This window comes from Pseudaminobacter soli (ex Li et al. 2025), assembly GCF_003012705.1.
Classification (GTDB): Bacteria; Pseudomonadota; Alphaproteobacteria; order Rhizobiales; family Rhizobiaceae; genus Pseudaminobacter; species Pseudaminobacter soli.
On sequence record NZ_PXYL01000007.1, the window covers coordinates 243,375 to 268,990 of the forward strand.

20 protein-coding genes are annotated in these 25,616 nt (G+C 61.2%); 13 read left to right on the top strand and 7 right to left on the bottom strand.

From position 1 onward, the window contains the following. Positions 1-2: 2 nt before the first annotated feature. On the bottom strand, positions 3-1,895 hold the full coding sequence (locus tag C7I85_RS16120; RefSeq protein WP_106725006.1) for a SurA N-terminal domain-containing protein: 1,893 nt from the start codon (positions 1,893-1,895) through the stop codon (positions 3-5). Between the two features lie 150 nt (positions 1,896-2,045). Between C7I85_RS16120 and tpiA the strand changes: the two genes are divergently transcribed. The 4 genes from tpiA to C7I85_RS16140 all read left to right on the top strand — a co-directional run bounded on the left by tpiA (position 2,046) and on the right by C7I85_RS16140 (position 6,374). Next, positions 2,046-2,810: a triose-phosphate isomerase gene (gene tpiA / locus C7I85_RS16125; RefSeq protein WP_106725007.1), complete on the top strand. Its 765-nt coding sequence runs from the start codon at positions 2,046-2,048 to the stop codon at positions 2,808-2,810. A gap of 136 nt (positions 2,811-2,946) precedes the next feature. Further along, a complete protein-coding gene (gene secG / locus C7I85_RS16130) occupies positions 2,947-3,405 on the top strand; it encodes a preprotein translocase subunit SecG (RefSeq protein WP_106725008.1) in 459 nt (152 codons plus the stop codon). Positions 3,406-3,700: 295 nt separating this feature from the next. After that, a complete protein-coding gene (locus tag C7I85_RS16135) occupies positions 3,701-4,600 on the top strand; it encodes a L,D-transpeptidase (protein ID WP_106725009.1) in 900 nt (299 codons plus the stop codon). A 145-nt stretch (positions 4,601-4,745) separates the two neighbouring features. Further along, on the top strand, positions 4,746-6,374 hold the full coding sequence (locus C7I85_RS16140) for a CTP synthase (RefSeq protein ID WP_181257200.1): 1,629 nt from the start codon (positions 4,746-4,748) through the stop codon (positions 6,372-6,374). 98 nt (positions 6,375-6,472) lie between these two features. Here the strand turns inward: C7I85_RS16140 and C7I85_RS16145 are convergent, their stop codons facing one another. Beyond that, positions 6,473-7,930, bottom strand: a complete 1,458-nt coding sequence (locus tag C7I85_RS16145) for an NCS1 family nucleobase:cation symporter-1 (protein WP_106725011.1) — start codon at positions 7,928-7,930, stop codon at positions 6,473-6,475. A 261-nt stretch (positions 7,931-8,191) separates the two neighbouring features. Between C7I85_RS16145 and C7I85_RS16150 the strand changes: the two genes are divergently transcribed. Continuing rightward, positions 8,192-8,467, top strand: a complete 276-nt coding sequence (locus tag C7I85_RS16150; protein ID WP_106725012.1) for a hypothetical protein — start codon at positions 8,192-8,194, stop codon at positions 8,465-8,467. Positions 8,468-8,520: 53 nt separating this feature from the next. On the opposite strand, the gene C7I85_RS16155 is transcribed toward C7I85_RS16150, so the two are convergent. From C7I85_RS16155 to uvrA, 3 genes are all read right to left on the bottom strand, one after another. After that, entirely contained in the window at positions 8,521-9,336 is an 816-nt protein-coding gene (locus C7I85_RS16155) for a DUF72 domain-containing protein (protein ID WP_106725013.1), read from the bottom strand. 27 nt (positions 9,337-9,363) lie between these two features. Continuing rightward, complete coding sequence (locus C7I85_RS16160; protein ID WP_106725014.1) at positions 9,364-9,834, bottom strand: GNAT family N-acetyltransferase; 471 nt, start codon at positions 9,832-9,834, stop codon at positions 9,364-9,366. A gap of 156 nt (positions 9,835-9,990) precedes the next feature. Further along, positions 9,991-12,915 carry an excinuclease ABC subunit UvrA gene (gene uvrA, locus C7I85_RS16165; protein ID WP_106725015.1) on the bottom strand — a complete coding sequence of 975 codons (2,925 nt, stop codon included), beginning with the start codon at positions 12,913-12,915 and terminating at the stop codon, positions 9,991-9,993. 997 nt (positions 12,916-13,912) lie between these two features. Between uvrA and ssb the strand changes: the two genes are divergently transcribed. From ssb to C7I85_RS16205, 8 genes are all read left to right on the top strand, one after another. Further along, positions 13,913-14,446: a single-stranded DNA-binding protein gene (gene ssb / locus C7I85_RS16170; RefSeq protein WP_106725016.1), complete on the top strand. Its 534-nt coding sequence runs from the start codon at positions 13,913-13,915 to the stop codon at positions 14,444-14,446. Between the two features lie 122 nt (positions 14,447-14,568). Further along, a complete protein-coding gene (locus C7I85_RS16175) occupies positions 14,569-15,846 on the top strand; it encodes a tyrosine-type recombinase/integrase (RefSeq protein ID WP_146148886.1) in 1,278 nt (425 codons plus the stop codon). Further along, complete coding sequence (locus tag C7I85_RS16180) at positions 15,843-17,369, top strand: site-specific integrase (RefSeq protein WP_146148887.1); 1,527 nt, start codon at positions 15,843-15,845, stop codon at positions 17,367-17,369. Before C7I85_RS16175 ends, C7I85_RS16180 begins: the two co-directional genes overlap by 4 nt. Then, a complete protein-coding gene (locus C7I85_RS16185; RefSeq protein WP_106725019.1) occupies positions 17,366-19,429 on the top strand; it encodes a hypothetical protein in 2,064 nt (687 codons plus the stop codon). The genes C7I85_RS16180 and C7I85_RS16185 overlap by 4 nt, the downstream gene beginning before the upstream one ends. A gap of 2 nt (positions 19,430-19,431) precedes the next feature. Next, on the top strand, positions 19,432-19,860 hold the full coding sequence (locus C7I85_RS16190) for a hypothetical protein (protein ID WP_106725020.1): 429 nt from the start codon (positions 19,432-19,434) through the stop codon (positions 19,858-19,860). After that, positions 19,857-20,243, top strand: coding sequence for a hypothetical protein (locus C7I85_RS16195; RefSeq protein ID WP_106725021.1), 387 nt, complete (start codon positions 19,857-19,859; stop codon positions 20,241-20,243). Before C7I85_RS16190 ends, C7I85_RS16195 begins: the two co-directional genes overlap by 4 nt. Next, positions 20,240-22,126, top strand: coding sequence for an AAA family ATPase (locus tag C7I85_RS16200; protein ID WP_106725022.1), 1,887 nt, complete (start codon positions 20,240-20,242; stop codon positions 22,124-22,126). The genes C7I85_RS16195 and C7I85_RS16200 overlap by 4 nt, the downstream gene beginning before the upstream one ends. Positions 22,127-22,225: 99 nt before the next feature. Further along, positions 22,226-22,516: a hypothetical protein gene (locus C7I85_RS16205; RefSeq protein WP_106725023.1), complete on the top strand. Its 291-nt coding sequence runs from the start codon at positions 22,226-22,228 to the stop codon at positions 22,514-22,516. Positions 22,517-22,977: 461 nt separating this feature from the next. Here C7I85_RS16205 and C7I85_RS16210 read toward each other — a convergent pair whose 3' ends face one another. After that, positions 22,978-24,672: a SulP family inorganic anion transporter gene (locus C7I85_RS16210; protein ID WP_106725024.1), complete on the bottom strand. Its 1,695-nt coding sequence runs from the start codon at positions 24,670-24,672 to the stop codon at positions 22,978-22,980. Positions 24,673-24,777: 105 nt separating this feature from the next. Continuing rightward, positions 24,778-25,590 carry a polyphosphate kinase 2 gene (ppk2, locus tag C7I85_RS16215; protein WP_106725025.1) on the bottom strand — a complete coding sequence of 271 codons (813 nt, stop codon included), beginning with the start codon at positions 25,588-25,590 and terminating at the stop codon, positions 24,778-24,780. Positions 25,591-25,616: the final 26 nt, after the last annotated feature.

Sequence of the window (25,616 nt, forward strand, 5' to 3'; positions counted from 1 at the left end):
CGTCAGAACGCCAATGCCTGGCTGATGGCGCTCTGGTTCACCGAGACGGAGTATTCCGCCTGAAGCTTGGCAACCAGCTCGTCCAGCATGTCATCGCCGATGCCGCGTGCGAACTGATTGCGCAGATCTTCCGGCACGGAGCTGGCGTCGGCGGCGACCGGTTCGGACACGTCGGTCACCTTGAACAGGACCTGGGCATCGCCGGAGGGCGAGGGGAACACGCCTACGCCGTTCTGGGCGACGCCGAAGACCGCGGACACGCCGGCGCGACCGAAATCGCCGTCGTCAGCCTCGCGCTTCAGGCCGCGCTTGGTCTGCTTCTCGAGCGACATTTCCGTGGCAAGGGTGTCGAGCGTCGAGCCATCCTTCAGGCGCTTGGACAGTTCCTCGCCCTTGGCGGCAAGGCGCTTTTCCGTTTCGGCCTTCGTCCAGTCGGCGATGGCCTTGTCCTTGACTTCATCGAGCGTGCGGTCTCGGGCAGGGGTGATGCCGTCGACTTCGTAGAAGACGTAGCCCGTCGAGCCCATGGTGATGGGCGGGTTGTCCGCGTCGACTTCGGCCTGGAACACGGCCTGCAGCAGCTGAGGCGACTGCGGCAGCGTGGAGATCGCCTGGCCATTGGAATCCTGGCCCGCCCGGTCGATGGCGTCGATCGTCACTACCTTCAGATGAGACTTGGCGGCGGCGTCCTTCATCGAGTCGCCGGCGGCGCGCGCATCTTCGTAGGCGTCGTGCACTTCCATCAGCTGGCGATTGGCTTCCGCCAGGGCCAGCCGCGTGCGGATCTCAGCTGCCACCTCTTCCAGCGGCTTGACGACTTCGGGCTTGATCTCGGTCACGCGCAGCAGCACCGGGCCGAACTGGCCCTGCACCACGGGGCTGACCTCGTTGGCGCTGAGCGAGAAGGCTGCATCGGCGATCGCCTTGTCGGCGATCTTGTCCTTGCTCACCGTGCCCAGCAGGATGTCTGCCTCGGTCTTGCCTTCGCCTGCGGCGATCTTGTCGAAAGTGGCGCCGCCCTTGATCGAATCCAGGGCCGCTGTTGCCGCTTCCGGGCTCTTGAACACGATCTGCTCGATCGTGCGCTGCTCGGGCGTGGTGTAGCGGGCCTTGTTCTTTTCATACTCCTCGCGCACCTGGTCGTCGGTGATCGACTTTTCGTCGATGATGTCCGAGGGCTCGAGCTTCACGTACGAAATCTTACGGAATTCAGGAGCCGCATACTTCTTCTTGTTCTCTTCGAACCAGGCGGAGAGCACGTCGTTCGACGGCGCGGAGATCGGCTCAACCAGCGACTTCGGCAGAACCAGATAGTCCACCGTGCGGTCTTCGCCACGATAGAGGGCAACGCCGCGCAGGAAGGTATCGGGCGCCTTGAAGCCGTCGGAAATGGCCTCGACGATCTGTTGGCGGATCGCGACCTGCGAGCGATTGGCGAAATAGTCGTCCGGGCGCATGCCGAGCTGGCGGATCACATACTCGAACTGCTGGCGGTTGAAGCGGCCGTCAGCCCCCTGAAAGGCCGGGTCCTCGGCCGTCAGCGCGGCCAGCCGGTCCTTGGAAAGGCCGAGACCCATCTTGCGCGCCTGCTCGTCCAGGAGCGCGCCGGCGACCAGCTGCGACAGTACCTGGTTCTCGAGGCCGAACGCCTTCATCTGCTCGCGCGTCAGGCGCTGGCCCAACTGCTGCTGCAACATATTGACCTGACGGTCGAAGGCCAGGCGGTAGTCGTTGATGGAGACGGTGGTGCCGCCGACTGTCACGACCTTGTTGCCGCCGCTGTGGCCTTCCATCATCTTGCCGGTGATGCCCCAGATGGCAAAGCTCACGACCAGCATAAGAAGCAGGAGCTTCGCAACCCAGGTTCCAGCGGCGTTTCGCAAGCTATCGAGCATGATCTCTTCCGGTTTCTTGTCGTTTTATGACGTGTTTGGCGTCTGATTGAAGGGCAATAGCCTCCTTCACGCCCAGTGTCGATTGCTTTGTGGTCTGATTTTGCTAGTGAGGGCGCGAGGCACCGATCACAAGAACAGGATCAGAGCAATATGACGCCAGGAATTCGGCCGCTGGTCGCCGGCAATTGGAAGATGAACGGAACCAGCGCTTCGCTCGGCGAATTGCGGGCAATCGGGGAGGGGTTCGCGCAGGGGCTTGATGCCGTGGTCGACGGACTGGTCTGTGTTCCCGCGACGCTCATCTCCCGGGCAGCCGAAGCCGTGGCTGGGCTCCCATTCGCCATCGGCGGCGAAGACTGCCATCCCAAGGAAAGCGGCGCGCATACCGGCGACATCTCGGCCGAGATGCTGAAGGATGCCGGCGCCACCTATGTGATCGTTGGCCATTCGGAACGCCGCACCGACCATTGCGAGGATGACGCGACGGTCCACGCCAAGGCCGAGGCCACCTGGCGCGCCGGGCTCGTGGCGATCATCTGCATCGGCGAGACGCAGGCCGAGCGCGAAAGCGGTGCGACTCTGGAGATTCTTTCCCGCCAGATCGAAGGGTCCGTGCCGGCAAACGCAAACGCCGCCAATGCGGTGGTGGCCTATGAGCCGGTCTGGGCAATCGGCACCGGCCTGACGCCGACCGTGGCCGACGTGACCGAAGCACATGCCCACATCCGGGTTCGCCTTGCCGCAAAGCTCGGCGCCGAGGCCGGCAAGATCCGCATTCTCTATGGCGGTTCGGTGAAGCCTACAAATTGCGGCGAGCTCCTGTCGGTCGGAAACGTCGACGGGGCCCTGGTCGGCGGCGCGAGCCTCAAGGCGTCCGACTTTCTCGGCATCGCTTCGGCCTACCAGTCGATCTGATATTTTCGTTGCAATGCGGTCTCCTCATCCCATATTGGGAGACGGACTTGGAAATACAGCGAAAGCGTTGTATTGAGCCGCCTCCCATTCCTCGAGCGCGACGGCGTCCGCAAAACCGCCAGTTTCAGGTGAAGTCATGCAAACCGTAATCATTGTTATTCATCTGATGGTCGTTCTGGCGCTTGTCGGCGTCGTGCTGCTGCAGCGTTCCGAAGGCGGTGGCCTCGGCATCGGCGGCGGCTCGGGCTTCATGACCGCGCGCGGCGCGGCCAATGCGCTGACTCGCGCGACCGCGATCCTGGCAGCCGCCTTCTTCGCCACTTCGCTGATCCTCTCGATCCTTGCGCGCTATGGCGAGCGTCCGATCGACATCCTCGACCGCGTTCCGACGACGCAGGGCAACACCGGCACCCAGGGCGGCAACGGTACCCAGGGTGGCTCGAACGGCGGCGGCGTCCTCAACCAGCTCGGCGGCCAGCAGCCCGCTCCGGCCCAGGCACCTACTGCCGGTGGCAATGCCGCGACCCCGCCTGCTTCGCCTGAGGTTCCCGCAGCTCCGGCGCAGCCGGCCGCTCCGCAGGTTCCGAACCAGTAAGGTTTTCGCCCCGAAGACTCTCGAAAGAGAGGGAATATTTTTCAGCCCCGCCGTGCGTCAAGCGCGGCGGGGTTTTGTTTTGAGGGCTGTCTGGGTGGGCCAATCGCCTACTGTTGTCGTTTGGCCACAGTGGATGCAATTGCGAATCGCATCCACTGAAACCGCCGTTTCCCCCATTGTGCTGATCTTGAGAATCCCAAGTTTAATTGCTTATAAACCCTGAAGCGGCAGTATCTGCTTTCGCACCGCACAGTTGTGCGCTGTCGCAAGCCAAATTATTTTCGGGATCGCTAACATGCATATTCGCAGCCTCGTTGCCTTGGGCATCAGCGCGGCCATCGGCTTTTCGGTACCAGCCTATGCCGAAACGACGCGGGCAAACACTTATCTGGCTCCGTCCAAGGCCGTCGAGGCTGATGTCAAGAGCGACTCGGTTCAGAAGAAAAAGAAGCTGACTTCCAAGCAGAAGGCGAAGGAGGCTGAAAAGCTGGCCGCCAAGGAAGCCAAGACCAACAAGGCCGAATTGACCACTGGCGCCATTACCGACCCGAGCATGATCAGCCGGACCGGCAACAATGGCGAACTGCGCAGCGAAGGGAACGGCCGGCCGCAAGGCAGCTTCCTGGCGATGCTCTTCGGTGGCGATCCGGCAGCTCCTGCGATGTTGCCGCAGACGCGCGCATTGGACGCGGTTCTGGAGCAGCGCCAGTCCAAGAAGCAGTTCAAGGTGAAGGCGGATTTCGAGCCCCAGGAGGTCGCCTTCTCCGGCTACGACCGCGGCACCATCGTCATCGATACCAAGGCCCGCTACCTCTACCTCGTGGAAAGCTCGTCCACCGCGCGCCGGTATGCGATCGCCGTCGGCCGCGAAGGTCTCGAATTCCGCGGCACGGCCAAGGTTGGCGACAAGCAGGAATGGCCGCGCTGGATCCCGACGCAGGACATGCAGAAGCGCGACCCGAAGAAGTACGGCCAGTACAAAGAGGGTATGAATGGCGGCCCGGACAATCCGCTGGGCGCCCGTGCCATCTACCTCTACCAGGGCAAGTCGGACACCCACATCCGCATCCATGGCACCAACCAGCCGCAGACCATCGGCACCAACTCGTCGAATGGCTGCTTCCGCATGGTCAACGACCACGTGATCGACCTCTACAACCGCGTCAAGATGGGCACGGAAGTCGTCGTTCTGTGATCGATTCGCCATCGATGAAAGGGCCGGCCCAGCCGGCCCTTTTTGTTTGGGCGCTTGCCGCCCAGACCAATCAGGCCGGGAAAACGCGCACTGCGTCGTTTTTTCTCTGGCGGAATCAATCTCACAGCGTTAAGCGATGACTCCCATGGCGCGATATGTATTCATCACTGGCGGCGTGGTTTCTTCCCTTGGAAAAGGCATTGCCGCCGCAGCACTAGGTGCTCTCCTTCAAGCTCGCGGTTACCGCGTGCGTATCCGGAAACTCGATCCATACCTGAATGTGGATCCCGGCACGATGTCGCCGTATCAACACGGCGAGGTCTTCGTGACCGATGACGGGGCCGAAACCGACCTCGATCTCGGCCACTATGAACGCTTCACTGGCCGCTCGGCCAACCAGAGCGACAACATCACCACTGGCCGCATCTACAAGAACATCATCGAACGCGAACGTCGCGGCGATTATCTTGGTGCGACCGTCCAGGTCATTCCCCACGTCACCGACGAGATCAAGAATTTCGTCCTCTCGGGCAACGACGACTACGATTTCGTGCTGTGCGAGATCGGCGGCACCGTGGGCGACATCGAAGCGATGCCGTTCCTGGAAGCCATTCGCCAGCTCGGCAACGACCTGCCGCGTAACAACGCGGTCTATGTCCACCTCACGCTGATGCCGTACATCCCAACGGCAGGCGAACTGAAGACGAAACCGACCCAGCATTCGGTCAAGGAACTGCGTTCGATCGGCATTGCACCCGACATCCTTTTGGTGCGCGCCGACCGTCCGATCCCCAAGGAAGAGCGCAGGAAGCTGTCGCTGTTCTGCAACGTGCGCGAATCCGCGGTCATCCAGGCGCTCGACGTCGGCCACATCTATGATGTGCCGCTCGCCTATCACAAGGAAGGCCTGGATTCGGAAGTGCTGGCCGCGTTCGGCATCGACCCGGCCCCCAAGCCGCGTCTCGATGCATGGGACGAAGTTTCGCAGCTCATCCACAATCCGGAAGGCGAGGTCACCATCGCCGTGGTGGGCAAGTACACAGGCCTCAAGGACGCCTACAAGTCGCTGATCGAGGCGCTGTCGCATGGCGGTCTGGCCAACCGAGTCAAGGTCAAGCTCGAATGGATCGAGTCGGAGATCTTCGAGAAGGAAGATCCGGCACCATGGCTCGAAAAGGTGCACGGCATTCTCGTGCCGGGCGGCTTCGGCGAGCGCGGCGCGGAAGGCAAGATCCTTGCGGCCAAGTTCGCCCGCGAACGTAAGGTGCCGTATTTCGGCATCTGCTTCGGCATGCAGATGGCCTGCATCGAGGCGGCCCGCTCGTTGGCCGGCATCGAGAACGCGTCTTCGACCGAGTTCGGTCCGGCCCAGGAGCCGGTCGTCGGCCTGATGACCGAATGGCTGAAGGGCAACATGCTCGAGAGGCGTCAGTCTGCGGGTGATCTCGGCGGCACGATGCGGCTTGGCGCCTATCAGGCGCGGCTGGCCGAGGGCTCGAAGATCGCGGAAATCTACGGCGACATTGACATTTCCGAGCGTCACCGCCACCGCTACGAAGTCAATGTCGACTACAAGGAGCGGCTGGAAGAGTGCGGCCTGGTCTTTGCCGGCATGTCGCCCGACGGCGTCCTGCCCGAGACGGTCGAGTATCCGGACCATCCCTGGTTCATCGGTGTGCAGTACCACCCCGAACTCAAGAGCCGACCGCTCGATCCGCATCCGCTGTTCGCGAGCTTCATCGAGGCGGCGGTCGAGCAGAGCCGTCTGGTCTAATCTCGGCGTCGCAGCCTTGCGAATGCGCGGCTGTCAGCAGTGAACAAAAAACGGGCGGGATTTTCCCGCCCGTTTTTCTTTGTGTGTGTGTCGCCCGCTCAGGCCCGCGCCACCGGCCTGTTCACGCCCACCTTGGCTGCGCGCAACACGTAGTAGATCGCGCCCGCGATGCCGACGCCGAAGAACCAGCCATAGACGCCCCACCACTCGGGCAGCCAGTTGGTGAGGTTCGGCAGGATCGACGAGAACAACGCACCGATGCCGGCTGCGATGAAGGCCGGAACATGCCAGCCCGACTGGAACCGGAACTCGCCGTTTTCGCGATACAGGTCCTCGACATGGATCTCGCCTTTGCGGATGAGGTAGTAGTCGACCATCATCACGCCGAAGATCGGGCCCATCGTGGCGCCGATCACGCCGACGAAGGAGGCCGCGCTGCCTTCCCACGGTGCGAAGGGATAGAGCACAAGCGCAATCAATGCAGCGATGTAGCCGCCTTTCTTGAAGTCGATCTGTCTCGGGAAGACGTTCGAGAAATCGAAGGCCGGCGAGACGAAGTTGGCCACCACATTGATGCCGAGCGTCGCCACCGCGAAGGTGATGGCCGCCAGCGCCGCCAGGAAGAAGCTGTCGAACTTGGCCGAAATCTGGTCGGGGTGCAGCAGCACCTCGCCATAGACGTCATAAGCCGCGATCGTGGTGACGCCGGCAACCAGCGAAAACAGGATCAGGTTGACGGGCAGGCCCCAGAGGTTGCCCTTGCGCACGGCGGCCTTGTCGGGCGCATAGCGCGAGAAGTCGCAGAAGTTCAGGTATAGGGCCGAGAAATAGGTCACCCAGATGGCGGCGACAGCGGCCAGCGAAGCGACCGAGCCCGGCACGCCGGGCACGCCGGCATCGTTGGTCTTTTCCAGTAGAACTTCCATCGGAATGTCGCTGCTGAACGCCAGCCCGCCGGCCTTCCAGCACAGGTAGATGGCAAGCAGCAGCATCATCACCCACACCGCCGGACCGGCCCAGTCCTGGAAGCGGCGTACCGTCTCCATCCCGTGTTGGATGATCAGGAGTTGCAAGGCCCAGACCACCAGGAAGCAGATGACCTCGAGCCCGGAATGGCCAAGGAAATGCACGTTCTGATGGAAGTTTGCGAACAAGTCGCTGCGAATGAGCAGCGCGACGATGGCGCCTGACGCAGCCGCCGTCTGCGCGCCGTACCAGAAGCAGGCGACGATCGCGCGCACCAGCGCTGGAATGTTGGCGCCCCAGATACCGAAAGAGGCGCGAGCCAGAACCGGGAAGGGCACGCCGGTTTTGACGCCCGCGTTGCCGATCAGGTTCATCAGCGCGAAGATGATCAGCGAGCCTATGCCGATCGCGATCAGGAAATTCACGAAGCCGCCGCAGAAGAGAAAAAGGCTTGCGGCGAGGTAATAGCCCCAGAGGCTATGCACGTCCGATGTCCAGACGTTGAATATGCTGAATGCGCCCCAGTTGCGCACTTTGGCCGGAGCCAAGTCTTCATTGTATAGCGATGACGACGCGCCGGTAATGTTCATGCCAGTCTCTCCCCCAAGACTCACACCAATTTTCCATTAGCCAGCGAAAGCTATGCCTGACGTTGGGGAAAGTCCACGGCCGCGATCACAAAGCGGCGTTCGCCTCGGGGTGTCGGCACACCCAGATGTGAGCGGCGGTTGTTCAACGCATCGTTCACTCAAACGCGCCTGAAAATCCAAATCTCGTTCACTTACCTATCAGTCATCGGAACTGCACTGCAGCCACCCGACAGATTTTGAAAGAGATTATTGGAGATTGAAATGAACAAGATCATCCTTACCCTTGCCGCTGTCGTCCTTGCCTCTGGTACGGCTTTTGCAAACGACCGTTTCGGCGATGCAGCCCCGGCCCTGAACGACATCAATCGCGGCGTCATTGCCACCACCTTGCCTCAGACGCTCGTCCGTTCGGGCGACGCCGCTACGGCTTCGGTCGTGGTCAAGGCTCCTTCGTTCGATCACAGTTCGGCCGTCGGCTTCGGCGCGACCAGCAACCGGATTGGCGCCAGCCCGCGCATTCTCTACGGCAGCAACTAAGTTCGTAATTTCAGCCAACACGGGCGGCAGGCTACGGCCTGGCCGCCCTTGGTTTATCTGGCGTTCGCGTTGACGCGTTCCATGAAGGCCACGGCGCCATTGGGCGCATTCACCTTGCCCGAGGTGATGAAATAGACGAACACATCGCGCGGCTTGACCGGCGTATCCTGCGCGGGATCCGCGCGTGGCAGGTCGGCCGGCACGCCGCCTTGCGCCCAGGTCTCGGCGCGGGCAACCCATTCGTCCAGCGCCTTGGGCTCGTAACAGGTCGCAATGTCGTCAGAGCCCGTCTGCAGCCGCGCATAGACGAAATCACCAGTGACATCGGCGATCGCCGGGTAGGTGGCATGATCGGCATAGACCACCGGCACATTGTATTTGCGCAGCAGCGCGGCAAATTCCGGCACGACGAAGGAGGGGTGGCGCACCTCGACCGTGTGGCGCAGCACCACGCCATCCTGCTTTTCGGGCAGCAGTTTCAGGAAGGCCTCGAAGTCGTCGGGGTCGAACTTTTTCGTGTGCGCGAACTGCCACAGGATCGGCCCAAGCTTTTCGCCGAGTGCGGCGACGCCCGATCCCAAAAAGCGCATCATGGATTCGCCTGCCTCGCCCAGCACACGGCGATTGGTGACGAACCGGTTGCCTTTCAGCGAGTAGACAAAACCGTCCGGCGCCTCGCTCGCCCATTTGACGAAGGTGGGCTCCTTGAAGCTCGAATAATAGGTGCCGTTCACCTCGATGGTCGGCACCTGGCGGCTCGCATATTGCAGCTGCTTCGCCTTGGGCAGCTTTTCGGGATAGAAGGACGTGTCCCAGGGTTCGAAAGTCCAGCCGCCCATGCCGGCGCGGATAGTTCCGGACTTGGCCATTCGTTCTTCCTCCGACAAAACAAAAATCTAAGCTAGAGCCGCAGCGTCAACACGCTTTGCCATATCGACCAGGATCCACCCTGGCCGATAAGGATTGGGTCGGCGACCCGTTTCCTGAAAACCATAGGCAAGATAGAGCGCGATGTTCCGCTCCATGCGAGCATTCGTATAGAGCCGGACTTCCGGCAGGCCCATTTCGCGCGTCCGTTCTTCGAGCCACCGCAGCAGGGCGATGCCAAAGCCCTTGCCCTGATGCGCCGGTGAAACGGCGACGCTGAAGATCATGACATGGTCCGCATCGCGCTCGAACACCATCAAGCCGGCGATTTCGCCATCTGACTCCAGAAGCCAGACTTCACCCCTGGCGATACGCGGCGCGTAATCCTCGGTGACGGGGATGGGCAATCCGTTCAGAAGGGCCGTGTAGGGCGCATATGCAGTCGTGGTCAGTTCTACGACTGCCGCAAGATCGGCCGGCTTTGCTTCCCTGAATTCCAAGATAAATCCCTCTCACTTCGCGGCCACTTACAGGCCCCGAAGACTGCCCCGTATCCACCGTTCAAGACCAGCAGCCAGTCGGGTCAGTTCGTGCAATCCAGCCTCGAGCGCATCCACCGGCGGCCGGCTTGTCTCGCCAAGCCGCGTTCCCGCTCATCACTCCGCCGCTTCCCGCTTGCCCTTCGGTCGCCGCTCCAGCAGTTCCTTCAGGAACTGGCCGGTGTAGCTGCGCGGCTCGGCGATGATGTCTTCCGGCGTGCCGACGGCCACGAGTTCGCCGCCGCCGTCGCCGCCCTCGGGGCCAAGGTCGAGGATCCAGTCGGCCGTCTTGATGACCTCGAGATTGTGCTCGATCACCACGACCGTGTTGCCTTGTTCGACCAGTTCGTGCAGCACTTCCAGGAGCTTGGCCACGTCGTGGAAATGCAGGCCGGTCGTCGGCTCGTCGAGGATGTAGAGCGTCTTGCCGGTCGCCTTGCGCGACAGCTCCTTTGCAAGCTTGATGCGCTGCGCCTCGCCGCCCGAAAGCGTCGTCGCCTGCTGGCCGACATGGATGTAGCCCAAGCCCACCTTGACCAGCGTTTCCAGCTTGTCACGCACCGCCGGAACGGCCGCGAAGAATTCCGCGCCTTCCTCCACTGTCATATCGAGCACGTCGGCGATCGACTTGCCCTTGAAGGTCACATCGAGCGTTTCGCGGTTGTAGCGCTTGCCGTGGCAGACGTCGCAGGTGACGTAGACGTCCGGCAGGAAGTGCATTTCGATCTTGATGACGCCGTCGCCCTGGCAGGCCTCGCAGCGGCCGCCCTTCACGTTGAAGGAGAAGCGGCCGGGCTGGTAGCCGCGTGCCTTGGCCTCCGGCAGGCCCGCGAACCAGTCGCGGATCGGCGTGAAGGCGCCGGTATAGGTCGCCGGGTTGGAGCGCGGCGTGCGCCCGATCGGCGACTGGTCGATGTCGATGACCTTGTCGAGGAATTCGAGCCCCTCGATGCGGTCATGCTCAGCCGGATGCTCGCGCGAGCCCATGATGCGGCGCGACGCTGCCTTGAACAGCGTCTCGATCAGGAAGGTCGACTTGCCGCCGCCTGAAACGCCCGTGACGGCCGTGAAGGTGCCGAGCGGAATTTCGGCGGTGACATTCTTCAGATTGTTGCCGCGCGCGCCGACCACCTTGATGCGCCGGCCCTTCTTCATCTGCCGCCGCGCCTCGGGCACCTGAACCTCGAGCTCGCCGCTGAGATACTTGCCGGTGATCGAGTTGGGATTGGCCATGATCTCGGCCGGCGTGCCTTGCGCGATGATCTGCCCGCCATGGATGCCGGCGGCGGGACCGATATCGACGACATAGTCCGCAGTGAGAATCGCGTCCTCGTCATGCTCCACCACGATCACCGTGTTGCCGAGGTCGCGCAGATGCTTCAGCGTGTCGAGCAGACGGTCATTGTCGCGCTGGTGCAGGCCGATCGACGGCTCGTCGAGCACGTAGAGCACGCCGGTCAGGCCCGAGCCGATCTGCGAGGCAAGGCGGATACGCTGGCTCTCGCCGCCTGACAGCGTGCCCGAATTGCGCGCCAGCGTCAGATAGTCGAGGCCGACATCGTTGAGGAAGCGCAGGCGTTCGCGGATCTCCTTGAGGATACGGACCGCGATCTCGTTCTGCTTTTCATTGAGGCTGGCCGGCAGGTCCTCGAACCAGGAATTGGCCTTGCGGATCGAAAGCCCGGTCACCTCGCCGATATGCTTGCCGCCGATCTTCACCGCCAGCGCTTCCGGCTTCAGGCGATAGCCCTTGCAGACGGGGCAGGGGGTGGACGACATGAAGCGCTCGATTTCCTCACGCATCCAGGCCGATTCCGTTTCCTTCCAGCGGCGCTCCAGGTTCGGGATCACGCCTTCGAAGGTCTTGGTCGTCTTGTAGGAGCGCAGGCCGTCGTCATAGTTGAACGCGATCTCGCGCTCGCCGGTGCCGTAGAGCACGGCCTTTTGCGCTTCTGCCGACAGGTCTTTGAACTTGTCACCCAGCTTGAAGCCATAGACCTTGCCCAGCGCTTCCAGCGTCTGCGAGTAGTAGGGCGAGGTCGACTTCGCCCACGGGCTGACTGCGCCGTCGCGCAGCGAGACATTGTCGTCCGGCACGATCAGGCTGGCATCGATCGCACGCTGGCTGCCGAGGCCATCGCAGGCCGGGCAGGCGCCGAACGGGTTGTTGAAGGAAAACAGCCGCGGCTCGATCTCCGGAATGGTGAAGCCGGATACCGGGCAGGCGAATTTTTCCGAGAAAAGAATGCGCTCATGCGTGTCGTTGGCCGACTTGTTGGCCGCGCCGCCTTCGGCCGTCTCCGCGGGCGGAAGCGGCCTGTCGGCGAACTCGGCAACCACCAGGCCCTCGGCCAGCTTCAGCGCCGTTTCCATGGAGTCGGCAAGACGGGTCGCCAGATCGGGCCGCACGACGATACGGTCCACCACGACGTCGATGTCGTGCTTGTACTTCTTGTCCAGCGCGGGCACGTCGGCGATCTCATAGAAGGTGCCGTCCACCTTCACGCGCTGAAAGCCCTTCTTCTGCAGTTCGGCCAATTCCTTGCGGTACTCGCCTTTGCGGCCGCGCACCAAGGGAGCCAGGATGTAGAGGCGGGTGCCTTCGTCCAGCGCCAGCACGCGGTCGACCATCTGACTCACCGTCTGGCTTTCGATGGGCAGGCCGGTGGCCGGCGAATAGGGCACGCCCACGCGCGCGAACAGAAGGCGCATGTAGTCGTAGATCTCGGTGACGGTGCCGACCGTCGAACGCGGATTGCGCGAGGTCGTCTTCTGCTCGATCGATATGGCCGGAGACAGGCCGTCGATCTGGTCGACGTCCGGCTTCTGCATCATCTCGAGGAATTGCCGGGCATAGGCCGAGAGGCTCTCGACATAGCGCCGCTGGCCCTCTGCATAAATCGTGTCGAAGGCGAGTGACGACTTGCCTGAACCAGACAGGCCGGTCATCACGATCAGCGAGTCCCGCGGCAGGTCGAGATCGACGTTCTTCAGATTATGTTCGCGCGCGCCGCGAATGGAGAGGTATTTGTGCTCGGCCATGCCGGTTCGCCGCCTCGATTTCAAAGTTTTCGGCTTGGCTGGTTTGTCCGGCCAAACCGCTCATGTAGGTATTCTCGTCAATCTGTCGAGGGATGCACACGCCCCGAGCTTTGGGGGTTTAACCGCCTTTGCCGGGCGGGAGCAAGTAAAAAGAACAAAGGCCGAACAAGCTCCTGACATGTTTTGTCGGAGGGCGGTTACCAGATCTTCCGCCACCGGCACGGTATCTGGACCTTGGCCTACATGCGCGTGGAGGCGTTGACGGCATGAGGCAGGCCGCCTGCGGTCATTTGGCACGGCTGTCACTCCGAGGTTGACCCTACGGAAGGATGGGGGCACAATGCCTTTGTCATTCGAGGCTGAGCATCTGAGATGTTCTTCGTGGCCGACGGGCAAGTTTGCGAGACGCCGCAAACGGCGAATAATCGCCTCGGAAGGCAAGGCGTTAACAGCAATGGAGCGAGGTATGACCCCACCGGACAATCCGAATTGGCTTCACCTCGCTGTGAGGCCGCAGCAGGCCTGACCGCCTTGGGTACCGGGTAAGGTCCGCCGGCTGTATCATCCAAAAATCTGGAATAATTCACACATCGGACCGTAGCGTGAAAACTACGGAATCTCTGAACACAAAGTCGGTAAACCACTCCCGACATCTGGCGAAAATATGCCACAAAGGCCTCGTGCGCTCCTGAACGAGCGGCGAGGCCGTTCTCATTTGGGGGTGAGAGTTTGGCTTCTGCCGACGCTCGGCCACTCGCAAGTCAGATCGGGACGTGGCCACAGCCATGACCGGATCGTCCCGCCGGGAAAGGACTGCGTGCGGCCGCTGATAACGAAGCCTTGCAATTCGGCGAAAGCTATCTTAGAACAAAAATAGAACAAAACAATTTGTGGACAGAGTTCGAATTTTGCCGGGTCAGGAGGCCCGGCTTGCGGCGATCATATAGGATGCGCGGGCAGCAGTGCAGTTTTGTTAGGATGAGCGCGGAGCGGTGTCATGGCGGGTAGCGTCAATAAAGTCATTCTGGTCGGAAATCTTGGCGCGGACCCCGAAGTCAGGCGTTTGAACTCGGGCGAGCCGGTCGTGAACATTCGCGTCGCGACCTCGGAAAGCTGGCGCGACAAGAACTCGGGCGAGCGCAAGGAAAAGACCGAGTGGCATAACGTCGTGATCTTCAACGACAATCTGGCCAAGGTCGCCGAGCAGTACCTGAAGAAGGGCATGAAGGTCTATGTCGAGGGTCAGTTGCAGACCCGCAAGTGGCAGGACCAGAATGGCAACGAACGCTACACCACCGAAGTGGTGCTGCAGAAGTTCCGCGGCGAGCTGCAGATGCTCGACGCCCGCGGTCAGGGCGGCGACAGCGGCCAGGTCGGATATGGTGGCGGCGGCGGCGGTTATGGCGGCGGCCGTGGCTCCGATTTCGGCCAGTCTGGCCCAACGGACGACTATGGTCGCGGCGGCGGTGGCAATCGCGGCGGCGGCGGTGGCGGTTCCTCGCGCGACCTCGACGACGAGATTCCGTTCTAACTGACAATAGTTCGCATTTTGCAAACTAGCGGCACCCAAGATTTTGGAATCGCTTAGTTTTTTATTGACGAAGTATTTTTGGTCTTCTACGTTCCGCCTCGGATGGGGCGGAACGCTGGTTTTTGTCAACTAAGAGCGAGAATCCTTATTTAATTCGGTGGTCCAAGTTCGCGAGTGGCGAGCGGATGCCATTCCTCGTTCCGAGAGCCATCGGTGTGCCCCTGGAGCCGCCGACCTTCTGGATCCTGGCAACCAGGCGTGCATTCGGCCTGCAGCCAAATACATTGGCCAATGAGCTAAGAGCGCTCTCCCATCTCTTCCTGTGGGGAGACGCGCGAGGGGTCGATGTCGTCGAGCGGATCAGGGAAGGCATCTTCTTCTCACTCTCGGAAACCCTCGACATCGTGAACTTCTGCAGCCGCCGGGTGGCGGAGGCTATAGCCGAGATTCACGAGCGGCTTTCGAACGTGGTCAAGTTGCAAACCCGCAGGAAGCGCAAAGTTCAAGTTGTCGGCTTCGAAGAGAAGCGCAACCGCCTTGCGGCCATCAGGTCGTTCATCGCCTTCACCAGCGCCGATATCCTCTCAAGTCTGGCTCGATGGCCTCAGCGGCATCAGCAATACGGTGCCGTTCGCAATCAATTCCTCGAACTGATCGACGGGCATATCGCCGGACTCGCGAAGACCGGCCGCCATGACCTCGACCTCCCGGAGGGACTCGCGGCTGCCGCTGTGAAGCGCCTCAGGGAGGTGATCGAGCCGGACCATCCCGAAAATCCATTCCATCCATCGGTGCGCTTCCGCAACTATCTCATTGTCAGGCTGCTGCTTGATCTCGGCATCCGCCGCGGGGAACTGCTCGGCATCAAGGTTGCCGATTGCGAACTCGGATCCAGGGGGCAGATCACCATCCACCGGAGACCGGACGACCCCGAGGATCCCCGGCCGGAAAAGCCAGCAACGAAGACCAAGGCTCGGGATCTTGCGCTCAGTCCGAGGCTGGCCGAGATCCTGCACGAGTACATTGTCCACCACAGAGCGCGCATCCCCAACGCGCGGCGACACCCCTTTCTCATCGTCAGCACTGACAGCGGCAAGCCCATGTCTCTGTCGAACGTGAACAAGATCATGGAGGCTCTCAGGGATCGGGTGCCGGACATGCCGGAAGAGCTGGGTCCGCACAGGCTTCGCCACACCTGGAACGAAGCCTTCTCCGACGACATGGACGCAAAGAAGGTCTCCGCCGAGGACGAGGTAAAGTGGCGTACGCGTCTCCAGGGATGGCGGAGCGAGATGTCCGCGCAAGCCTACCTGAGACGGACGGTGCGTCGCCGTTCGAACGCCGCGCTTAGGGAAATGCAGGAGAAACTGGACATTGCAACGAGCAGGGGCGACGAATGACGCTAGGCATTGCATCGGCGCTGGACTATGCGGCGCCCAGTCTTCCCGATGTCGCCACGACAAGGGATGGGGCGACGTTCGACCCGCGGCCGGATATATGGTCGGTGGCTTCACTCCGATCTCGAAACGCTACCTTCGACTTCACTCGGCTATCTTCAATCTCAGATGAAATGCGCCACAAGATCAAGCTGGCGATACTCTGGCACCTCCAGAACTCATCATTCAGCCATGCCTTCAATCAATATTACCGCTTCAGGGCGTTCCACGACGAAGTGCTGGCAAAGCAGAACCTTCCCGTCAAGCTGGTCGGACTGGGGCATATTCTCAACTACCGAGCGTCGCTATCAGACGCAACGGAATGGGAGCTTGGTGTCATTCGGATCCTGTTGGAGAGCATGCAGAGGCTGGGGATTGGCATTGTCTCGATGGAGGGTCTTGCCTATTTCGCTGAAGCGACAATCAAAGCCAACGTAAAAGGCACCTCAATCAGGACCCGAGATCCCAACGAGGGTGCTTTCAGCGACCTCGAGTTGCTGGCGATCCAGTCCGCATTGAACAATGCCTACGCCAAGGGTGAGATCGAACTCTACCCTTACGCACTGGCTTGGCTGCTCCTGGCCTACGGGTCGCGTCCGATCCAGATTGCATTGCTGAAAGAACAGGATCTCGTTATCTCCGAAAGTGACGGGCAGAAGCTCTACGCCCTGATGATTCCGCGGGCAAAGCGCCGGGGCGTGGCGCTCCGTTCGTCTCTGAAAATGCGGTATTGCAGCAAGCAGATCGGTCTGCTTCTCGAACAGGTGATACGGCACAATTCCAAGCTCCGCGAGCAACTCGGACTGGCGGGTGGCGACTGGCCGATGTTCATGTCGCCGAAAGCTGGCGGACTTCCTGGCCTTGAACACCATATGTCGGCGCTCGAAATCGGGGCCTTCTTCATCGAAGCCCTCGGCAAACTTACCGGACTGAAGACCAATGCGAAGCGGTTCCGGATCACGCTCGCCCAGCGGGCTGTCGACGACGGCAAGGATAAGTTCACCGTCGCCGAGATGCTCGACCACTCGGACACACAGAGCGTCAAGGTCTACTACGAGGCCAGCCCGTCCGTGGTGCTGCGGCTCGACCGGCATCTTGCGATGGAACTCGCACCGCTTGCACAGGCATTCGCTGGTGTTCTGGTTGCAATGGAAGGCGAGGCGAGGAGAGGTGAGGACCGTAGCAGCCGGATATACGACAGATCACTGGTCGACAATGTAAACGATCCTCTCGGTACCTGTGGTCAGATGAGCTTCTGCGGTCTTCTGGCTCCGGTAGCCTGCTACACTTGCCGAAACTTCCAGCCATGGCTCAATGGCCCGCACGAGCAGTTCATGGCTGCCCTTATCGCCGAACGCAAGCGGATGGAGCAATCGGGCATCCCAGCCCAGGCATACGCGAACCGAGACCGCACCATTCTCGCCATCGCCGAAGTGATCCAGCTTTGCGCCGCCGAGGTCGAACTGCGCGGAGAAACCGCCGCATGAACATCTACACGCTGTCTCCCGACACGCTGATGCTCGCGCGGGATCGGGTGCTTGACTTCATCCGGCTGGCACGGGAGGAAATCACTGCGCTGATACCTTCGGAGCAATGGGACGAGGACATGTGGCTGGTCGCCGGGGAGTTCGACGAGAAGGGCCAAAACCACGGTCATCGCATTCTTGCCTTCTACAACAGTGATGCGACCACCTCGAGTCAGCAAGTCGTCAGGGGCGACCCGCTTCACCCGCTCATCAAGGATTTTGCCAAGGCATACATCCGCTACATGCACTCGACGTCCCCCGTGGCGTACTCGAACACTCGAAGGCGGATGGGGGCCATCGAATTCATCGAAGCCGCCTTCAGAAAGCTTGGCTGCGAACCCGCTATTGAGCGCCTCAATGTCGTCATACTGAACGAGGCCGTCGAGCTCGCGCGGCATGGAGTCGGAGCTGGCAGGTACTACCAATTCGCCTCAAGCATCCAGGCGGTCTACAGGTTCTGCATGGCGCGGCACTTCCTCGACGCGCCGTTCCAGTGGAAGCATGGGGTGCAAAAGCCGAAAGACGCGAGCGAGGCCATTGGCGAAGCCGCAAAGGAACGGCGTGACGAGAAGCTGCCAACGCCGGAAGCCTTCCATGCGCTCGCGAAGGTGTTCCGGACGTCGACGACGTTCATCGATCGGCTTTATTCGTCCATATGCGCCATTTGCGTGTCGATCCCGATACGGGCTCATGAAGTCCTTCAGCTCCGACTCGATTGCGAAGTGGAGGGGCGCGTTGTCTCGCCCGAGACTGGCGAGGAAGTCGAGACCTACGGCATCCGGGTCTGGCCCGGCAAGGGCAACCCGCCTCAGGTCAAATGGGTTCCGACTGTGATGGTCTCCGTCGTCCGTGAGGCTGTCCAGCGGCTTCGCACGATGTGTGCGTCTGCCCGAGAACTGGCAGCGTGGTATGAAAGAAACCCCGGTCAACTTTGGCTGCCGGAAAACCTCGAATCCTGCAGGAAAAGTGGCTGGGTGCCCATCGTAGCCCTGACCGATGTGATGGGCTACCTGGATCCTTCGGCGATCCGTAAGCGTCTGCGCCATCTGAAGGTTGAGCAGACGTTCGAGAGCGCCAGGCTGAGTTCGCTCGCCCCCGCTCTTCTCGACCTGATGCCGACCGACTTTCCGCACTTCAACGGCGACAAGGATCAGCGGTACTCCGAAACGCTTATCGTCCTTTTTAACAACGAAGGTCACGCGCAGCGCGGCACCTGTCCGGCACTGCTCGACAAGGCGACCGTGTCGAGCTTCGGACACTGGCTGTCTGGCCATGAAAATGGCAAGTGGCCAAGCGTATTCGAGGTGCACGGCTTCACCGAGCGCGATGGGAGCAGGATCAAGATCACGACCCACTCGTTCAGGCACTGGCTGAATACAGTCGCCCAGTTCAAGGGCTTGAGCGACCTCGATATCGCCAAGTGGAGCGGCCGCAACATCGAGCAGAACAAGACCTACAACCATGTGACATCGGAGGAGATCCTCTCACAGATCAGGAAGGCTCTGGACGATGGGACGGCCAGCGGGCCGATGTTCGAGGCAACCAGGATTCAGGGACCGAACCGTCCCGTCGACCCTCGCGACTTCGTCGAAGCCCAGCTCGGCTCCGCACTCGTGACAGACGTCGGCATCTGCGTTCACGACTACTCGTTGCTGCCATGCCAGGCGCACGGCAACTGCGTTGGCTGTTCCGAGAACGTGTTCATCAAGGGCGACCCGAAGCATCGCGAAAATATCGAGCAGCGCCTGGATCTCGCAAACGTTCAGCTCGCCCATGCTCTCGAAGCCATGGGCGAGGAATTCCATGGGTCCGACCGCTGGGTGGATGCTCATCGAAGGAACATCGACCGCATGAAACGAATGCTGGCCATACATAACGATCCGTCAATCCCCGATGGCACGGTTGTTGCTCTTCCCGACGGCTCGCCGGACAACGAAGTCGCCATGGCTCTGCGGGATCGCGCTGCAGAGGACGAGGATCAGACCCTCCGTGATTTGCTCTCTGGCATGTGGAAGGACTGACCATGGCGAGAGCAAGACTGACGGACAAGGAAGTCGAGATGATCGTCGGGACGCTCGCGTCGTGGAAGGGCACGCTGACGTGGAAGAAGCTTCTCGACCGGGTCCAGCCGTTTCTGCGGCGATCCTTCACCCGGCAGGGACTGGACAAGAACGACAGCATCAAGCTGGCCTACGGTCTGGCCAAGGATCGGATTCGAACACGCCCAAAGAGAAAAGACGTCGAAAGCGATCTGCCGCCCGAGCTTGCATACGCCCAGCGGCGCATCGACACGCTAACTGCAGAGGTCGCCCGGCTCGAGGCCGAACGGGAGAGGTTCCTGGAAAGGTTTGCCACCTGGCTGTACAACGCGAGAAGCCGTGGCCTCAGCGAAGCCGATCTAAATCTCGGCCTGCCTCCGATTGATCGCGGTCCGAGTGAGGTGATGCGATGAGCCTCAACTCCTTCCAGCAGATCAGCGAGGAGAACTTCCTCCGTCTCGAGGCGTACATCGAGAAGATGCAGAACGCTGGGCTGAAGCTGCCAAGTCGGGGTGGCAAGGTCAACAAGACGGCCGTCGCCACGGCGTGCGGGTTCAATCGAGAGACGTTCACCCAGAACAAGCGCTTCGAGCAGCGGCTGGATGAGGCCGTCGTCACGCTGGGTTTGGAAAGCCCGACTGCACCGGAGCCACCGAGGCGGGATGGAGCCGCCAAGGCGCGCATTACGATGCTCGAGCAGCAGCTCGCGGCGCTGAGGGGCGAAAACTACGAGCTGCGGCGAAAGCTCGCGAGGTACGAGCATGCGACGCTGACGGGGAGGCGGGTGATCCCATGACGGCAATCCCGCGCGGTCGCCACATCGTCGAATTCCTTGCCTCGCGACCGGAGTTCGTCGGCGTAGGCAAGGCGACGGCCGCGCGCCTGTGGGAGCGGTTCGGATCGCACCTCTACGCCATTCTCGGCGATGGCGACGTCGACCGCCTGTCGGAGCTGCTCGACCACAATCAGGCTGCTATCGTCATCGCGGCTTGGCGGAACCAGCAGGCGCTGGCCGACTGCGTGGTGTTCTTCGACGAGCACGGGATCGAGATCGGCATCTCCCGGAAGGCGGTCGACTTCTGGGGCGATGAAGCCGTCCTGAAGATGAGGGACAATCCGTATCGGCTGCTGACAGTATGCACATGGCCGCAGGTCGACCGGGTCGCGACAGCTCTTGGCATCCGGAAGGACGATCCCCGAAGGCTTGTCGCTGCTGTCGAAAGCGTTCTCTACGACCGCCTCGACCGGAAGCATACCTGGTGTGGCGGATCCGCTCTCGTCGGTCTCGTGGCAAAGCGGCTCGCCACGACGGCAGAGCACGCCTCGGCGGCGGTGGAACTGGCGGTCGCCGACGGCGCGGCAATCCCGATCGAAGGCGGCTTCCAGCCTGCGGGCGCTGCCTACATGGAGCGGTTCATCGAAGCCCGGATCGACGGCCATCTCCGAAGCTCGTCCGACCGGGACCTGTTCCTCGATGGCATTCGCTCGGAGGACATCGCAAGCTTTCTTGCTGGGTTCGATCCGTCCAGATCTCTGACGGACGAGCAGCGCAAGGCGGTCGAGATGGCAATGCAGAACACCTTCTCGCTGCTGATCGGTGGCGCAGGCGTTGGCAAGACCACCGCACTCCGAGCCATCAACGCGGGTGCCCGGCACTTCGGTATGAACGTCTACCAGCTCGCTATCGCCGGGCGCGCCGCCGGGCGGATTGCCGAGGCTACGGGGCAGCCTGCCCAGACCGTCGCGTCCTGGCTGAAGGGCGTAACCGATGGCCGCATCGAACTCGGGCGGCATACGCTCGTCATTGTCGACGAGGCCTCAATGCTCGATCTGCCGACGCTCTACCGGATCCTCTTCCATCTTCCGGAAGACGCCCGCTGCCTGTTGGTTGGCGACACAGCACAGCTCCCGCCGATCGGCTTCGGTCTCACGCTGCACCGCCTTGTCCTCGAGGGTCGGATCCCGAAAACCGAACTCACCCGGATCCTGAGAGCTTCGGCGGAATCCGGCATCCCGGAAGTGTCTCTTGCTATACGTCAGGGCCACCTTCCGCCAATCCCCGCATATAATAATGAGTGCGTCGGCTGCAGCTTCGCGGCGGCCTCGGAAACTCGGATCGTCGAAGCCATCGAGGACATCCTCCATGATCTCCGCGGCGAGGAGGTGCAGGTGGTGGCGGCTATCTACGCCGGAGCCGCTGGAATCGACGCCATCAACGCTTACTTCCACGAACTGCGGAAGCGGGCTGGCTTTGGCACCATGCATGGCTTCGCCGAGGGTGATCCCTGTATTTGGAATGTGAACGACTACGACCGCCATCTCTGGAACGGATCGATGGGAATGGTCGCAGGCTTCAATGGCGACGCTGTCGTCGCGATGTTCGATGGGAAAACCCACCGGATTGGACCGGGCGAGATCCAGAAACTCAGCCTTGCCTACTGTATCAGTGTCCACAAGGCTCAGGGCAGCCAGTTCAGGAACGTGGTCATGCCCGTTTTGCCGACGGCGAACATGGATCGGGCAATGATTTACACGGCGGTGACACGGGCGATCGACCGGGTCATCCTCGTGGGTTCCGAGGTCGGGTTCAGCAAGGGTGTTCGACCACACCCCAAATCACTGGACAGGGACGTGGCGCTCACGCTCAGGTTTAATGAAAATGCGCTAGTGTCGCTGTGAGGATGCCCGGAGGAGCACCGCTCGACAACAAACGCGGTCCAAGGCGAATTCCCACGATCGTATCAATGGAGAACTACTTTGCAGGAAACCACACGCCAGATGGAAGTCTTCTCCGCCGTTGTCTTCGACGAGACGCTGCACTTCCTTACGCTTCCGGATGGCAAGACTGATGAGGGTTGGGGCGTCGCTGGGATCGAAGGCCTGCTCGACAAGTACCTTGACGATGATGCCGAGCTCGCAAAGCACTTCTTCCGCCGCGTCGATCAGTTGTATCCTGGCGGCTACGATATGACAGTCAAGATCAGGGGCGCCAACCTTTACGACATCAGATTATCGCAGGGTGGCGAGACCGAGATTTATCCCAATCGGTTCGTCTTCTTTGAATCCTGATCAATTGGGCTGGCGCTTAATTGCCCATGGCCTGAAATAGAAACGGACTGGCTTTCGCCAGTCCGTCATCGTTCACACGGTCATCGCCGTCCCCGGCTGTACCGTGGATCCTGAGTACCATGGAAATCGTTCACTGCAAATATCCTAGCGGGTGAATGATGCCCCTCCGGGGCATCAGAGGGGCGGCAATGAGCCCCTGTCTTTGCGGAGCAAAGAATGTAAACTTTAGCCCAAAAGGGAGGCGTAAAACGGTCGATAGTTTACAGAATGAGAAATGGAGAGATGCTGTACCGATGATAAGCGTCGGAAATTGCTTTCGTTCTCTCTCGCAGTTTACATCTATGGTGGTCTTTACCGTTCTAGAGCATTTTCCAGCCCAGCGGAGCCGCTTGGCGTCGCACAAATGCGGCTAAAACAATAAGATATAGCGGATCAGGGCATCCGTCAGGATGGCCGCCGCTCTAAGCGCGGTCATCCAGCTGCGGTTTCGGCGACTGCTGGCCCTTGTCGAAAGCGGTCGCCACGTCTTCGAGGTCGTCGAAGATCATTGCCTCGCCTACTTTCTGGAGCAGGCCCGCCCGCTCCAGAATGTCAGTCGGCTCGATATGCAGTTCAGCAAGGCCGAAGGCGAGGCCGCGTTCGGCGCATGCCTCCCGGATCTCTTCCAGCATTTCTGCCGCCGTCGAATCGATCTGGACGATGGCACTTGCGTCGAGCACGAACCATCGCGTGTCCTTGGGAAGGCCTTCCAGGATCGCTCTCAGCCGCGCTTTCACGTAATCCACGTTGAAGAACAGCAGGCTTCCCTGGATCAGGCAGATCGCCAGGCCGGAAACGGGCCGGGCCAGCTTCGACCTGTGCAGCTTGTAGAAGCCGTGCTGGCCGGGGATTTGGCCGAGCAGGGCGTCCCGCGGGCGCATCTCCTTCAGAAGCACGTAAAGCAGGGTGCCCGCGACGGCGATCACCACTCCTTGGAGCACGCCAAGGCTGATTGCGCCCCACATGCCGATCAGCGCAAAGGCGAACTCCAACTTGCTGATGTGCCAGATCTCGCGCAGGCTTTTGACGTCGATGAGGCTGATCGCGGCAGCGACAAGGATGGCGCCGAGCGCCGGTTGGGGCATCAGCCTGAGTGCATCGTTGAGATAGAAAAGCGAGATCGTAAGCGCCAGCGCGGCCACAAGCCCGGCCAGCTGCGAGCGGCCGCCAACCGAGATGTTGGTTGCGGTGCGCGAGTCCGAAACGGTTACCGGAAAGCCGCTGAACAGGCCCGATGCGATGTTGGCCGCCCCGAAGCCGTTGAGTTCGGCATTGGCGTCCACTTCCAATTTCTCGCGCGCGGCAAAGCTTCGCGCGGTAACGAGCCCCGAGCCGAAGCCGACCAGCCAGACGGCGGCGCCCCCTAACAGAAGATCCCTGGCGGATATTGTCGGTGAGAGTGGGAAGGAGAGGGCAGGAAGCGACCGGGGCAGGGTGCCCACCACCTTGATGCCCCTGCCTTCGAAGTCGAAAAGCGCCGAGGCCGCAACGGCGATGACGACGACCACCACCGGGCCGGGAATTGGCGAGCGCTTGAGCGCAATCAGGATGACCAGCATCGCAACGCCGAACAAGACTGACGGCCAGTGGATCGAACTGGATTTTTGCAGCAGTTCCACCAAGGGCGGGATGAGCCCGTCGGACTCGATGCGCAGGCCCGTGAACCGTCCTATCTGACCTACAAGGATGGAAATGGAAATTCCGCTGATGAAGCCGACCAGGATCGGCTTCGACAGGAATGCGGCCAGCACCCCAAGGCGAAGCCTGCTGCCGATGAGGCAGTAAACGCCAACGACCAGGGCCAGCGCCGACGCGACCACGACACGATCCCGGGGCGTGTTTGCCATCGTGTTCGCAAGTACTGCGGCCAGCACCGTCATCGTCGCGGCATCCGGCCCGACGATGAGTTTGCGCGAGGGGCCGAATAGGGCGTATCCGACGAGCGGCAGGATGCTCGAATAGACGCCCACTTCCGGCGGCAAGCCGGCGATCGCGGGATAGGCAATCGCGCTTGGAATAGCCACGGCGGCGATTGCGAGGCCGGCGGTCACGTCGTTACGGATCCAGGCGGACTGATAGCCTCTCAGGCTGGTCAGAACGGGAAGCCGGCCAAGCACTGCGGACTCCTCCTCCTCGCAAGGTCCAAGTTCCGCCCGGGGCTGGCGCGCGGCAATCGCCCCTCATTTTCCGAATATCGCGGGTCGACCTAGCCGAAGGCCCGATCAGTACTCTTGCGGCGCAAAGAACGCATCGCGAAGGCTGGCCTGGTCGTCATAGGCGTCCTTGGTCGATCTGCTAGGCAGCACGACCGGCTTGTTCGGCGCTTTCTCGTACGGGATCAGCTTCAGGATCTGCGAAATACAGTTGAGGCGTGCGCGGCGCTTGTTGTCGGAGCGCACGACATACCAGGGCGCGTGCTCGGTATGGGTTGCGTGCAACATGCTGTCGCGAGCTCTCGAATAGTCATACCAGCGCCGGTACGACTCCAGATCCATCGGGCTCAGCTTCCATTGGCGCAACGGGTCGTCTATGCGCGCCTCGAACCGCTTTTTCTGCTCCTTCATCCCGACCTCAAGCCAGAGCTTGATCAGAAGGATGCCGCCATCGACGACGTATTTCTCGATTTCCGGGCACAGTTTCAGGAAGCGGTGATATTCGCTGTCGGTGCAATAGCCCATCACATGTTCGACGCCGGCCCGGTTGTACCAGCTGCGGTCAAAAATGACGATTTCGCCGCCCGCCGGGAAATGGGCCATATAGCGCTGCATGAACATCTGGGTCTTTTCGCGGTCGGACGGGGCGGGAAGAGCCACGACCCGGAACACGCGCGGGCTCACCTTCTCGGTCAATGCCTTGATGGTGCCGCCCTTGCCGGCAGCGTCTCGGCCCTCGAACAGGATGATGACGCGCAGTCCCTTGAATTTCACCCATTCCTGAAGGTCGCAGAGCTTTACCTGGAGCTTGCGCAGCTCCTTGAGGTAGGTCTTGCGGTCCATCTGCTCGAGTTCTTTGCGGTTTGCCTTCTTGTCCAACATGGGAACACCGTTCTTTGTCACGACGA